This is a genomic window from Paenibacillus terrae (genome assembly GCF_000943545.1).
Taxonomy (GTDB): domain Bacteria; phylum Bacillota; class Bacilli; order Paenibacillales; family Paenibacillaceae; genus Paenibacillus; species Paenibacillus terrae_A.
On the sequence record NZ_JTHP01000004.1, the window covers coordinates 1 to 13608 of the forward strand.

At 47.9% G+C, this 13608-nt stretch carries 13 protein-coding genes and 1 pseudogene; 7 read left to right on the forward strand and 7 right to left on the reverse strand.

What is annotated here, in order from left to right; all coding sequences use genetic code 11:
* Window positions 1-12 precede the first annotated feature (12 nt).
* Both QD47_RS03340 and QD47_RS03345 read right to left on the reverse strand, forming a co-directional pair.
* A pseudogene (locus QD47_RS03340) lies at window positions 13-963 on the reverse strand (type VII secretion protein EssC); the annotation flags it as partial.
* A 67-nt stretch (window positions 964-1030) separates the two neighbouring features.
* Window positions 1031-1351: a hypothetical protein gene (locus tag QD47_RS03345; RefSeq protein WP_044644794.1), complete on the reverse strand. Its 321-nt coding sequence runs from the start codon at window positions 1349-1351 to the stop codon at window positions 1031-1033.
* Between the two features lie 393 nt (window positions 1352-1744).
* On the opposite strand from QD47_RS03345, the gene QD47_RS32915 reads away from it, so the two are divergent.
* The gene (locus tag QD47_RS32915; RefSeq protein WP_081473730.1) at window positions 1745-1984 is read left to right on the forward strand and encodes a hypothetical protein; all 240 of its coding nucleotides are present in this window, start codon (window positions 1745-1747) and stop codon (window positions 1982-1984) included.
* 125 nt (window positions 1985-2109) lie between these two features.
* Here QD47_RS32915 and QD47_RS32395 read toward each other — a convergent pair whose 3' ends face one another.
* A complete protein-coding gene (locus QD47_RS32395; protein WP_200893384.1) occupies window positions 2110-2262 on the reverse strand; it encodes a hypothetical protein in 153 nt (50 codons plus the stop codon).
* 216 nt (window positions 2263-2478) lie between these two features.
* Between QD47_RS32395 and QD47_RS03350 the strand changes: the two genes are divergently transcribed.
* The gene (locus tag QD47_RS03350) at window positions 2479-3498 is read left to right on the forward strand and encodes a flagellar motor protein MotB (RefSeq protein ID WP_235332174.1); all 1020 of its coding nucleotides are present in this window, start codon (window positions 2479-2481) and stop codon (window positions 3496-3498) included.
* Between the two features lie 41 nt (window positions 3499-3539).
* Here the strand turns inward: QD47_RS03350 and QD47_RS03355 are convergent, their stop codons facing one another.
* The 3 genes from QD47_RS03355 to QD47_RS03365 all read right to left on the reverse strand — a co-directional run bounded on the left by QD47_RS03355 (window position 3540) and on the right by QD47_RS03365 (window position 6096).
* Window positions 3540-3878, reverse strand: coding sequence for a L,D-transpeptidase (locus QD47_RS03355; protein ID WP_044644795.1), 339 nt, complete (start codon window positions 3876-3878; stop codon window positions 3540-3542).
* Window positions 3879-3954: 76 nt separating this feature from the next.
* Window positions 3955-5052: a ribosome small subunit-dependent GTPase A gene (rsgA, locus tag QD47_RS03360; RefSeq protein ID WP_044644796.1), complete on the reverse strand. Its 1098-nt coding sequence runs from the start codon at window positions 5050-5052 to the stop codon at window positions 3955-3957.
* Between the two features lie 447 nt (window positions 5053-5499).
* Window positions 5500-6096 carry a DUF2087 domain-containing protein gene (locus tag QD47_RS03365; protein WP_044644797.1) on the reverse strand — a complete coding sequence of 199 codons (597 nt, stop codon included), beginning with the start codon at window positions 6094-6096 and terminating at the stop codon, window positions 5500-5502.
* A gap of 321 nt (window positions 6097-6417) precedes the next feature.
* Between QD47_RS03365 and QD47_RS03370 the strand changes: the two genes are divergently transcribed.
* From QD47_RS03370 to QD47_RS03380, 3 genes are all read left to right on the forward strand, one after another.
* On the forward strand, window positions 6418-7389 hold the full coding sequence (locus QD47_RS03370) for a YpdA family putative bacillithiol disulfide reductase (protein ID WP_044644798.1): 972 nt from the start codon (window positions 6418-6420) through the stop codon (window positions 7387-7389).
* A gap of 22 nt (window positions 7390-7411) precedes the next feature.
* On the forward strand, window positions 7412-7855 hold the full coding sequence (locus QD47_RS03375; RefSeq protein ID WP_044644799.1) for a DUF441 domain-containing protein: 444 nt from the start codon (window positions 7412-7414) through the stop codon (window positions 7853-7855).
* A gap of 201 nt (window positions 7856-8056) precedes the next feature.
* Entirely contained in the window at window positions 8057-8569 is a 513-nt protein-coding gene (locus tag QD47_RS03380) for a hypothetical protein (protein ID WP_044644800.1), read from the forward strand.
* 135 nt (window positions 8570-8704) lie between these two features.
* On the opposite strand, the gene QD47_RS03385 is transcribed toward QD47_RS03380, so the two are convergent.
* Window positions 8705-9007: a HesB/YadR/YfhF family protein gene (locus QD47_RS03385; protein ID WP_014281172.1), complete on the reverse strand. Its 303-nt coding sequence runs from the start codon at window positions 9005-9007 to the stop codon at window positions 8705-8707.
* A 588-nt stretch (window positions 9008-9595) separates the two neighbouring features.
* Here QD47_RS03385 and QD47_RS03390 point away from each other — a divergent pair.
* Together QD47_RS03390 and QD47_RS03395 are read left to right on the forward strand one after the other, a co-directional pair.
* The gene (locus QD47_RS03390; protein WP_044644801.1) at window positions 9596-11353 is read left to right on the forward strand and encodes an ABC transporter ATP-binding protein; all 1758 of its coding nucleotides are present in this window, start codon (window positions 9596-9598) and stop codon (window positions 11351-11353) included.
* Window positions 11353-13545 carry an ABC transporter ATP-binding protein gene (locus tag QD47_RS03395; protein ID WP_044644802.1) on the forward strand — a complete coding sequence of 731 codons (2193 nt, stop codon included), beginning with the start codon at window positions 11353-11355 and terminating at the stop codon, window positions 13543-13545. Before QD47_RS03390 ends, QD47_RS03395 begins: the two co-directional genes overlap by 1 nt.
* Window positions 13546-13608 lie beyond the last annotated feature (63 nt).

Sequence of the window (13608 nt, forward strand, 5' to 3'; positions counted from 1 at the left end):
ACACGACGACTAACACGGGACCTCCATCCCTTTTCCATGACGTTCGTTGCGGTTGTTTTTACGGCGGTTCAATCTGGCAAACAGAAAGTCCGCCAATTGATGGGCGCTACTGCTGCGATCTGACATCATCCGCCCGGTTCTGTCATCGTCCCACACATGCGGAAGCCAACGCATCCAATTCCATTCACTTTCCTCACGCTCATCATAAAAGGAAGCGATTTTCACTTCATCCGGCGAGTGACGGACAGTCACCTGTGCCAGAATCACTCTTAATGCTGCAAGAGTATGCTCTCGCTCTCCAACCAGTCCAACCACCTTGGATTGAAACAGCGGCAAGGCAATGGAAGCAGCATCCACCAGACGAAACTCTTCCCCCAATTCATCCGCAGCTCCCAGCAACGGGTCTCGGTCATAGCCGTCCGGGCGTGGGATTTGCAGCTTGATATGAAACGGAACTTGTCCGGTTCCAATACGCACTTGCAAAAAATCCTCATCCTCCGGCGAACGCTCCCAGAGAGAGCTGTTACGGTTTTTGACGATTTGAGCGCAGATTTGCGGGTCACCGTGAATTTCATATAGCGTGCGAATTTGCTCTTCGCGTTTCAATTCGAGCTCTTCCCGATGCTTCTGGAGCTGTTCCCGATACATCCGGTCACGTTCCTCCAGCTTGCGCTTGTATTCCTTCTTATTGTTCAAATACACGAAAAAAGGAATGGTATAGGATGTAAGCATCATGACCACAGTAACCATCTGGAACATCAGGTAGTTACTGTTGCCCATCTTGCCTGTTTTGCTCATATATACGTAAAAACCAATCGTTACCAACGTCATCATTAACGGAATAAGTATAGATATAATGGAAAAAGACGGCTTGCTCGGCTCAGCCGGAGGCCGTAAAATCTCCAGCTTCTCCTCTCGGAGCGCCGGTCTTAATCTCGGGGAGCGCTGGTATAATACATTCAAGACAAAAGTCCCCCTTTTCGCTTACTATTTCATTTTACCAAGGTTTCATATAATTTCATGTGTGTATTTACCCATTTTTTTCACTTTGAAACAGCGAGCGCCGTCCATATACAGGAGCTTCGTCCTGGGTTGTCGAAAAAGCGCGCTGAATACGCACCGTACAGCCTTCCCGCAGACCCGCTCCTATCAACAGCTGGTCGTCCTCCACCCTGAACCAAAGCCCCTCCGGGAATTTTGCTTCCATAATATATTGCATTCCTTCCGCCGGAGGCTCACCAAAAATACGCACACCCAGCATCAGCTTCAAATGATCTACCGAGTATTCATCAGCCACCTCGATGTCAAACCACTCTGTTTCCTGTCGTCCCGAAAGCACGGTCAGGATCATCTGTCATCCCTCCCGATCCTTAATATATACAGTAAAGCTCACACAAACAGCCTATTTTCTATAAAAATATGGCTATCGTAACTGTAGCATCCGCCTATTAGACTGTCAATTTGTTACAAACTACCCACTCGCACTATAAAATCATGACTTTAGTTGTATTTTTATATCTTAAAAGAGTCATATGAATCAATAAACTATATTTTCAGAGTTTTGTAGAATTCGCATATACGTCATTTTGTCGATGGGTTAAACCAAATTCGATTGTTTACCAGAGTATTGTGAACACTTTGTAAATTTTTCAGACCTTTATGTTTTTATAAGGTGTTTTTAAGGTAATTTTAAGAAACGGGCTCTACAATAAAGTCATGAAATAACTCAAGCGAGGTGATTTTTGTGAGAACATTAATTACATTTCAAAACAAACGTATTCCCGTATACTTCAACCAAGAAAACAAACAACCTGTACAAAAAACATTAAAACTTCTAAGCAACACTTTGGAGAACAAAATCTCCAGAGGCAAGCGTGCCCTTCAAAAATGTCTTAACTCTTTGATCAGTATAGAAATTGTCGGTTGTGAAGCCATCCTGCATAGCGTTAGTGAAAATGATTCATTGGCACTGTCCCTCTACTAAGAGGGACTTTTTTTGTTCCGAAATCATAGCAAAAAAGAGAGAGTGACTAAGCACTCTCTCCGTATCAGCGGCTTTGAAACATGATACATGTAACTAGCCGAACCTATCATTTTATAGCAATCTGCTTATAGTATTCTTTTGCGATAACCTTTTTTGCCGCCTCGTTCCAACTTCTGCGCCTTCTCAATTCGTATTCTAAACAGTTCCAGTAAATTAGCGCGTGTATGCTCTTCCCGGCAGTTGTCCAGCTTTTTCAGGATAAAACGGTCAATGGACATATGACTCAGGCTCCTTTACAACATGCTGCCCCTGCTTTCCAAGGGGATGATCAGACTATCCATTTTTAACCATTCTGCTTGTAGTTTAAACACGTAGGCACCCTGTTGGAAAAGACAGGAAGGATTACATAACCTTTAAAAAGGGTAAATACATAAAGTTTCAAAGGATTGACCGCTTTAAATCTGGAAGCTATGAACAAGGAGCGAGCAGAAACTATGGAAAAGCACAGATTGGCTAAAATAGGCTGGATATTTTTATACACTTTGTTGTTGCTGACAATTCTGTCTGCATGTAGCAGGGAAAAAGCCTCTACCCGCAGTATGGCCCAACATGAGGCTGAGGCCCGCGCCTACACTGTTACCGGCAACCCAAACCAGAATACGTCCTCTCTAGATGAACGAGCTGCCAATCGCACCCCTGTACACCAACAAGGCAGCAGTTATGTCGAAATATCAGGCGACGTAAATATAGACAGAAAAACCGTAAAGGTCACAGGGCGCTCCAACCTCCCCGCCGGAGCGCGGATTAAGGGTAATCTCGCGGTCAAGAACTCCCTGCTCACCGGATACACAGACGAAGCAACTGTTCAAAAGGACGGAAGCTTTGTACTTCGTGTGCAACGGCCAGGCATACAGGGCAGCATGGATCTGACGGTTTTGTTCCGTCCGGCTGACCAAGACGACCCGATACGCAATCTTTACGGCAGCGGTGGTGAGAAATTGGAAGGGCCCTATGTATATCAATACGAAGAAAAGGAACAGCTTCGGCAAGAAGTCCGAATTGGCGCGGAGTTTGATCCTGAGCAGGAACAAAGCACCCCGCTGGTTAAGCCTGTCTGGAACAAACCAAAGGATTACGGTAGCCCCAAAGTGTGGATCAAGCCGGATATGAAGCAGGAAGGCAACTATTATCATGTATATGCGCGCAGTAATTTGCTGGAAGGATCAGATGTCAAGCTCACTATTGATTTCCCGGGACGCTGGCAGTTTGGCTATGATGATCAAACCAAAGTCATGCCTGACGGCTCTTTCAGCATGAGGGTCAAAAAACCGAGCCTGGCTAATCGTTACACCATGGCTATAAGCTTCGAGCCTAACGAAGACATATGGGCGAATTCGAAACGAGTATACGGAGCAAGCGGAGAGCATCTTTCCGGCACGCTAGTTAAATCCGCAGACGACAAAGAGGGCTCCAAACGGATTGAAGCCCGTATCCCTATTCAACCCAAATCATAATTGGACAGCATGGATTGCAGAGTATTGTAACTTGTCGGTCACTAAGGCTGTATGGTGACCGGCGTGCCGATGCTAACCTTTTCCTGAAGCTCCAGCACATCCTTGTTTTGCATACGTATGCAACCATGCGACACCAGCTTGCCAATGGACCAAGGCGCATTAGTGCCGTGGATTCCATAATGCGGCTTGGACAGCCCCATCCAGAACGCTCCGAAGGGGCCGCCGGGATTGGGCTGTTTATTGATGATGGTAAATTGTCCGTATGGCGTCTGTGTAGCAATTTTACCAATACCGACCGGATAACTAAGTACGGTCTGATCTCCATCTTTTAAATACAGACGACGATCCGACAAACTCACTACAATACTATAATTCGGCATATACTCACCCCTCTACAGGATATGCCGACCACACCGCAGATTCTCTTGTGATTTTTACAAATAACCTTTCTTCATCTCACCACTCCACATCACGTCTCCAGCCACTTCGATTACCGCCTCGGCCCTGATTTGTGCTTGAACGTTGATCCTTTTTCCGCCGATCTGCTTCTTTACGTGCCTGATACTCCAGCTCCCGCTGCATTTTGCGATAGTTGTTCACTCTGGATTCAGATAGCTCACCACGCTGCACAGCCTCCTCTACCGCACATCCCGCTTCTCCCTGATGCTTGCAGTCTGCAAAACGGCAATTTTGTGCCATTTCAGTAATATCCGCGAAGGTATTCGCGACCCCGGTGGAATCATCCCACAGATTCAGTTCACGCATTCCCGGCGTATCCAGCAGAACGGCTTGCTTCAATATGGGGAACAACTGTCGGTGGGTGGTCGTATGACGCCCTCGACTGTCCTCTTCCCTCACATCCTGTGTAAGCTGAACTTCGGCCCCGGACAGCCAGTTCACAATCGTTGATTTGCCGCTGCCGGATGAGCCTGTTAAGGCTACTGTGCGTCCGGGTTGAAGAAACGCCTCCAACTGCTCTCTCCCTTCATTCTGCAAAGCGGAAATAACGATGACAGGCACACCGGGGGCAACCCCCTCCGCTTCGGCCACCCGCTCTTCCACATCGAAACAAAGATCGCTTTTGCTCAACACAACGACCGGATCGACCCCACTGTTCCACGCCATAATTAGATACCGTTCCAGCCTGCGCACATTAAAATCGTGATTCAGTGCATTGACGAGAAAGAGCGTATCTACATTTGTCGCAATCAGCTGCTCCTTCGTCTCAAAGCCCGCAGCCTGCCGGGATATCCGACTTTTACGTGGCAGCACGGCATGAATGACTGCATCCGAGGTTCCATCTGGCACGGTGACAGCCACCCAATCCCCCACAGCCGGCATTTCTGCCGGATCGACAATAGCATGTCTCAGCTTGCCGGAAGCAGCTCCCCAGCGTTCTCCATCCATAGTCATAAGCTTTACTTTTTGACCATAATCGGCAATCAGACGGGCAGGGCGTACCTGTGTATTTTCTGCTCGTTCTTCAAAGCTTTGTTTCCATTGATCCCAAAAGCCGTTCCAGTAATCAGACCAGCCGTATTCATGTATACTCATTGTTTTCCTCCTGTGAATCATCGTTTATTGCTGATGTTTAAAGTTGATGTTTTTTTATTTTCGTGCTATTCGGTGTTTATAAATGTTCTCTCCCGCGAGCAAACAACGCAAAAAATCCGCAGGGAAACCCCTGCGGAGGGTGTATGATTCAGGCCGAGGCTATCCCAAGACCCTAATCATAAAAAAATCCGCAGGGAATCACTCCCTGCGGATTTCATCGGTTCTACTGCTCAACCGAATGCCATGTAAAAACTATACTTATTTCATATAGTCTTCAACTATGCATCATCCGTGCGGGAGACAACGTCATACTGCTGCTGAACCGATCCATTCATGTTCGTACGCATATAACATCGCCTCCTCCTAAAATTTCCTTAATCATACAAGTCCACAATTCGTCTGTCAAGTCTGCCGCAAACCTTTTTTTAAAATCTTTTCAAGTTTCTTTTAGCGCACTTGATCCCAACGCGTCCACATCTCACGTGGATTCAATTCATACATTTCACGTTCCCTGTACATAAATTGATGCATAATCAGCTCACGCCGAATTGTCGCAAAATCCTCATGATACTGCTTAATCCACTCGTTTAGCTCACGTTCAGGATACACGCGGCCCGGCTCCAGCTTTTCTGCCAGCATTTGAAGCACGATCAGCTTTTTCTTGTATTGCGAGGGAATTTGACGCAGCTTGCCGTCCTTGGAAAAAAAATTGCGCAAGACTGTCGCTTCCAGCGTTTCATTAACCTCTGACATTTCTTCCTCCCCCTCTCCTTTTTCAAAAATAAACCGCACTGTCGCTTCGGCATGCTGCCTGATCAGTTCAGGATTCAGTGTGAAATATACCGTATTCTTATCACGCCGCTCCTTGATTAACCCCGCTTCACGAAGCTTGGAAGCATGATGCGTGACAGTCGGTTGGGATAAATTCAGTTTTTCCGCCAACGCCTGACCATGCATCTCTCCACGTGACAAGAGCAGTAATATACGCATACGCGTAGGATCAGCAAGCGCTTTATGATAGTTGACCATTTTATCCAGTTGCATCGTTAACGCCTCTTTTCATCACTAACTACTCTCCGTATACTTTGCGTGAAAAATTAAATTCCACACATAAAAATAGATATATATCTAATTATATGATTGTTAAAAATAGTTGTCAATTGTAGCATTCTTTTACTTCTTTCTGAAAACGGCTGGATATTGTGTACGCATTGCGGTAGGATGATATTACTTGACTTTTGTGCAGAGATTGCATATATTCAATTGTTTCGCCTTTCAAATTTTTTATAAATTAGCGCTTTGAAACGTCTACCATACTACTGCAAAACAGGCGCAACAGACCAATATAACAGGAGGTTCATCGAGATGCACGACGTAGTCATTATCGGAGGCGGGCCTTGCGGGCTGTCCGCTGCAATCGAATGCAGCCGCAGAGGCTTGCAAACCGTCATTATCGAAAAAAGTAACATTGTTCACTCTATTTTTCTGTACCCGACGAACATGCAGTTTTTCAGCACGGCTGAACTGCTGGAAATTGGCGATGTTCCGTTCAGTACGCCTAATGACAAGCCTTACCGTCATGAAGCACTGGCGTATTACCGCAAGGTGGCGACACATTATAACCTGGACGTCTGTCATTACGAGGAAGCAAAAACAATCACACGACAGGATGATGCTACATTTACTGTACATACGGTGAGCAAGCAGGGAATAGCCAAAACGTATTCGTCACGCTATGTCGTCGTGGCTACAGGATATTTTGATCATCCGAACTATTTGGGCATTCCCGGGGAACAATTAGATAAAGTTACTCATTATTTCAGTGAAGCCCATCCCTATACCGGCACGCGGGTCGCAATCATCGGCGGCAGCAATTCTGCGGTGGATGCAGCGATGGAACTCGTACGTGTGGGGGCTACCATTGACATGGTGTATCGCCGAACCGAACTGTCTGAATACATTAAGCCGTGGGTTCGCCCACTGTTCGATAGTATGGTGCAAAAAGGAAAAATTACGCTCCATCTGGGCGCCCGCATCACTGAGATTCATCCGGATTATGTAGTGGTCACCCCGTTGGAGGCAGCAGCTTTCCGGCTCGAAAATGATTTTGTACTGGCACTGACCGGGTTTCACCCGGAACGGAAGCTGCTGGAGTCTGTAGGTGTCCACATGGCTGAGGGTCTGGACAAACCGGAATATGATCCTTCCACGATGGAGACCAATATACCCGGTATATATGTGGCGGGTGTCATCGCTTCTGGCAGCAATGCCAATGAGGTGTTCATTGAAACAGGCCGCTGGCACGGTCGCCAAATCGCTGAACATATTCAAAGCTAAATGAACTAAGGAGAACACATATATGGATTACAGTTCACTCATCCTGCTGGTACTGGCTGGTCTTGGAATTGTCAGCGGCAACTCCACCGTCACCATTGCCATGGTCGTACTACTGCTACTTCGGGTAACCCATTTTCATACTGCTTTCTCCTGGCTTGAAAAGTATGGATTGACGATCGGGATCATCATTCTAACCATTGGTGTGATGACCCCACTGGCCAGCGGTAAAATCAGCATTAGCCAGGTGATGGAGTCCTTCCTTCACTGGAAGTCGCTGCTCGCTATTGCCATTGGCATCCTGGTAGCCTACCTTGGCGGCCGCGGAGTAACCCTGATGTCCGGGCAGCCCATCATTGTGACGGGTTTGCTTATCGGAACCGTGATTGGTGTCGCCTTCTTCAAAGGCGTTCCTGTAGGACCGCTCATCGCCGCTGGGCTGCTGTCGCTGTTAATTGGACGAACTTAGGCTTCCCCGCGTATCCTTTGTCTGGCCGCTGGCAGATGCCATCCATAAAAAAACGTATTTGACCAGCGGCAGACATAATTGAAAAAGGCAGTCAACGTAAAAAACGGATGAACCCGAGCAATCTGCATGAAGGGCTGAATTCAGTCCCGCTTTGTGTTATACTCTTATCGCATAATTTGGTAAATGCAGGAGGCTTGACCGATGTCCCGACAATTTGTAACGGAAGCTGTAATGGTTGCCATATATGGCCAACTGCTTACAACTCCCGCCCCTGTGGAATATATAGTGCCTTACACATCGTTGCTGGAGCTATACGAATTTCAGGATAGCACGGAACCGCTCATGGATAATCCTGCGGACGATCAGCATGTGAAGCGAAAGGTAAGCGAACTGATCAGCTATTTTGAGGAACCTTTGAATCAGAAAAAAATCCGGCGCGCGCTTCAGATGCCCTGGGCCAAAAGCTTGCCCATCCTGTTCGACGCTAACACCACACTGATCGTCATTAATGCCGTCGATACTGCGCATTACGGAGAATATTTTGACCCAATCGAGACCGAACTGGTGCTAACAGCCCAGCGTGAAGAATTACCCATTTTGACAGATCAACTGGACTGGATTCATCGCATTATTGAAGCTTCCGTTCCTGTACATGTGTACGACATTGATGATTTTGATTTTGCGGTGGATGGTCCGATGCTCAACAACCCTTAACATGCAGCACACGCGCCCCAAGGACAACAAAACGGCGGAGTATCACACGCAGGTTAATCCCCTGTATCGCGATACTCCGCCGCTTTTTCATGCCCCCAAACAGTTAACCTGCACGCTATTTCTAACGTTAGAGCTTTAAGACTGCTCTTCCTCGGCATACGTGTAAATAATGTCGTCATGTTCCTCCAGATACTTCACTTCCAGATGATGCCCCTTCAAATACCAGTAATCCTGATCCTCCATATAAAACGTAATGCCAGCCGCTTCATGTTGTAATACGGGGTGCTGCGGAGGCTCTACGGCAATTCCCAGAGAAAAGCCCGGATGTAACCCACCGCCGGAACTATAGCGGGCAAAAAAACGGATCGTATCTCCACGGTTCAGACCAAGCTCCTTGATGTACCACTGTGCCGCTGGTTCAGTTACCTGTATGCTCATGCGTTAGCTCATCTCCTTGTACAATTACATCCTGTTAACTATATCATAGCATGATTTAGAATGACCACCAACCGCCCCTTACTCAAGTGAAAATCTCCAGCGAGCGATATACATTTTTTTGAAAAAGGTTTGACAATTCGCAAAAGACGGTGTTAAGATTCAACCATACGAGATCCATTTTGAAATTAATTACCAAATTGAACGATTACTCATGTTCAGAATGAATCCAATTCGAAGAAGAAAGGAGTGTTACCGGTGCTAAACATTCATCTCGCCTTTTACCCAACTCTACAAACACAACAACTTCATACCGGAGCATCTCCCCTGACGCATCCTTCGGAATTGGGCCATTCACGTTGTATGGTTTAATACGAGTGGCTGCCTGCGTTTGAGCAGTTTTTCAGTGGTGAGTGTGCTGAAAATACCTGCGCGCCATATGATATTGAGATTTAAGGCATATCGTCTGCGGACGGTATGCCTTTTTTGCGCCTGTTACCGGATTGAAGCTAGTGGTAGCAAGCCTTATTGTTTATTCAAAATGGTACAACAACTCTCGCATGAGCTTTTCATGAAAGGATGGGATTCCTCTTGTTTTCGGTACTCAAAAATTTAAGCTGGTTTTTTAAAAGAGAACGAAGCCGGTACTCGATTGGGCTGTTTTTGCTGATCGCCGTTGGCGTGCTGGAGCTTGCTCCGCCTCGGCTGCTAGGTAGCGCTATTGATGAGATCGTACGCGGTTCAATTTCATGGTCCTCGCTCTGGCATTATATTTTTTATATTTTAGGCATTCTTGCCGTCATCTACTACATTACGTACATATGGATGCACAAGCTGTTTGGGGGTGCCAATCTGGTGGAGCGCCTGTTGCGCACACGCTTTATGAACCATCTGCTGCGGATGACACCTCCATTTTTTGAACGCAATCGTACTGGTGACCTGATGGCTCGTGCTACGAACGACCTTCGCTCCGTGGCAAGTACTGCGGGCTTTGGCATGCTGACGCTAACTGACTCCACAGTTTACCTGAGCGTCGTGCTAGTCGCCATGGGTACCCTGATTAGCTGGAAGCTGACACTGGCGGCGGTTCTGCCCCTTCCTTTTATCGCACTGGCAATGAGCATTTACGGCAAAGCCGTTCACGAGCGTTACACGCTGGCACAGGATGCATTTGGCGATATGAACGACCAGGTGCTGGAATCCGTGGCAGGTATCCGGGTTATTCGCGCCTATGTACAGGAACGGATGGATGAAAAACGGTTCGCCGATATTACCGATGACGTATTTCGCAAAAATCTGGCGGTCGCCCGAATGGATGCTCTCTTCGAACCGACGATCCGCTTATGCGTAGGACTTAGCTATGTTATCGGGCTCGGCTATGGTATTTATCTGGTATTTCATAACGATATCACGCTGGGTGAACTGGTATCCTTTAACATGTATCTGGGGATGATGATTTGGCCGATGTTTGCCATCGGCGAACTGATCAACATTATGCAGCGCGGTAGCGCTTCCCTCGATCGGGTGAACGAAACTCTCCATGTGGAGCCGGACGTACAAGATGCAGCTCAGCCTGTAACGATTAACCACCCCGAGTCCATTACGATGAAAGATGTTACCTTCCGTTATCCAACCTCATCTGTTGACAATCTGTTACATGTGAATTTGGAGCTGAAACGAGGGGAAACGCTGGGTGTCGTCGGCCGAACGGGCAGCGGGAAGTCCACCCTGCTCAAACAGCTACTACATGAATACCCGACGGGTAGCGGTGACATTTTAATCTCTGGCACTCGGCTGGAGGACATTGCTGTTGAACAACTGCACAGCTGGATCGGCTACGTGCCACAGGAGCAAATTCTGTTCTCCAAATCAGTGCGTGAGAACATTCAGTTCGGTAAACCGTGTGCAGATGATGACGATATCATGGAAGCGATCCGTACCGCAGCTTTCGATCAGGATTTAGGCACCCTGTCCGATGGACTGGACACACTCGTCGGAGAAAAAGGCATAGCCCTGTCCGGCGGGCAGAAGCAACGTGTTTCGCTGGCACGCGCCTTTATCGGCGATCCGGATATTCTGGTGCTAGACGATGCACTGTCCGCGGTTGATGCTCGAACAGAAGCACGTATTATTGATAATATCCGGCGTAAACGCTCGGGTAAAACAACTCTGATCTCCACTCACCGTCTCTCGGCTGTAGAACATGCAGACCGGATCGTCGTGCTGGAGCAAGGACGCATTATTGAGGAAGGAACCCACAACGAGTTGCTTCAGACGGACGGATGGTACCGTCAACAGTATGAACGGCAGCAAGTGGAATCTGTTCTGACCTCAGGGGAGGTTTCCTAATGAAATCCAATATCGGCAAAAGGCTATTCCAGTATGCCCTGACGAGCAAAGCTGGCTTTATCGCGGCACTCATCGCATTGACTATCGGGGTAGCCGCCGAGCTGGCCGGACCCTTCATCGCTAAAACGATGATCGACGACCATATGCTCGCTATTGAAAAACCATTTTACGAGACAACTAGTGTGGACGGCACTGTAGGTTATGCCGGAACCCATTTTAAGCGTGAAGACCGCTTTGAGGCCGGGGAGCCCAAAGGGCGTGAAGCGAGGATTTTACAAGTCGACAAATCCTTCGTATTTATTGATGGTACGGTGCAGGTGGCTGACGGTAACCGCTCCTTTGCGAACGGCACGCTGACGGTGACACGCGGCTCCGACACCTTTCGCTATGATGCCAAGGCTTTGACAGCCGATGAGCTGTATAGCTTTTACAAGCCGGAAATGCCCGGTATCTTTCAACTGATTGGCTGGTATTGCTTCTTTCTGGTCATTTCGATCTTTGCCGAATTTGGCAAAACGTACTGGCTGCAATCCTCGGCCAACAAGGTCATTCAAAAGCTTCGGCTTGACCTCTACGCACACATTCAACGGTTGCCAGTTTACTTTTTTGACAATCTGCCCGCAGGTAAGGTCGTATCCCGTGTTACGAATGACACAGAAGCGGTAAAAGATTTATTCGTGGCCGTACTGTCGAACTTCACTTCAGGTATTGTGACGATGGCCGGGGTATATGTCGCACTCTTTTTGCTGGACTTCAGACTGGGTCTGATCTCTCTGTTCATTGTACCGCTGCTGATCTTGTGGATTGTGCTGTACCGCAAGGTCGCCACCCGCTTTAATACGATCATTCGGTCCCGGCTCAGTGAGATTAATGCGATTATCAATGAATCTATTCAAGGTATGTCCATTATTCGCGTGTTCCGGCACCAGAAACAAACGCAACATGAGTTTGAAGAACTGAACGATGATTATATGAAGCACCAGAATAAAATGCTGAATTTGAACGCCTTCACTTCACACAATCTGGTCAATGTGCTGAGAAATCTTGCCTTTGCCGTCGTGTTGTGGTATTTCGGAGCAGAGGCGCTTGGCACGACAGGCAGTGCTGTATCACTAGGCGTACTATACGCCTTCGTCGATGTACTGGGACGACTGTTCCAACCGATGACTGGTATGGTCAACCAGCTTGCGGTGCTGGATGCTTCAATCGTATCCTCGGGACGGGTATTTGAACTGATGGATGAAACCGGAGAACTGGTAACAGACGGCACGATGCCGCGTTACAAAGGTCTGGTGGAGTTCGACGACGTAACCTTTGCCTACAAAAAGGATGCTGTCCTTAAGCATATTTCCTTTACTGCACATCCCGGCCAAACGGTTGCTCTCGTCGGACATACCGGATCAGGCAAAAGCTCGATTATTAACCTGCTGTTCCGGTTTTATGATCCGCAAAAAGGAACGATCACCATTGACGGAACCTCTGTCAAGGACATTCCAAAGCAGTGGCTACGCCATCATATGGGTATCGTTCTTCAAGATCCATATTTGTTTACAGGTACAGTAGCCTCCAATGTCAGTCTGGGAGACAGCCGGATTACCAGAGAACAGGTGAACAAAGCACTGTGTGATGTCGGGGCTGACAAACTGCTGGCCCACTTGCCGCAAGGCTTTGACGAGCCAGTGATCGAAAAAGGAAGTACTTTATCAGCCGGGCAGCGTCAGCTCATTTCCTTCGCCCGTGCGTTGGCCTTTGATCCGGCGATTCTGATTCTCGATGAAGCTACCGCCAATATTGATACCGAAACCGAGGCGCTTATCCAATCTGCGCTGGAGGTGCTCAAGAAAGGGCGTACTACCTTCATCATTGCTCACCGTCTGTCGACCATCCGCAGTGCGGACCAAATTCTGGTGCTGCATCGGGGCGAGATTGTCGAACGCGGTAACCATGACGAACTCATGGCTCAGGGCGGTCGTTACTTCCAGATGTATCAGCTCCAGTCAGGAACGGCGGGAACAGATACAAATCCATCCTCTAGTGCATCGTCGGAACAAGAAGCTTTACTTGCAGAGAAAACTGCTGTAGCAGCAGGAGCTGCCACTTCTGGAAAAGCCGATACCCGAGCAGGTACCAGCTCCTTGCAGAAACCGGGCACAGGTCAAAACGGACCCGGCTTGGCTGGAGGAAGCGCATAAAGTAAGCACACAAAGCATGCATAAAAAAACAGCAAGTCTCCGGATACATACAATGGAGGCTTG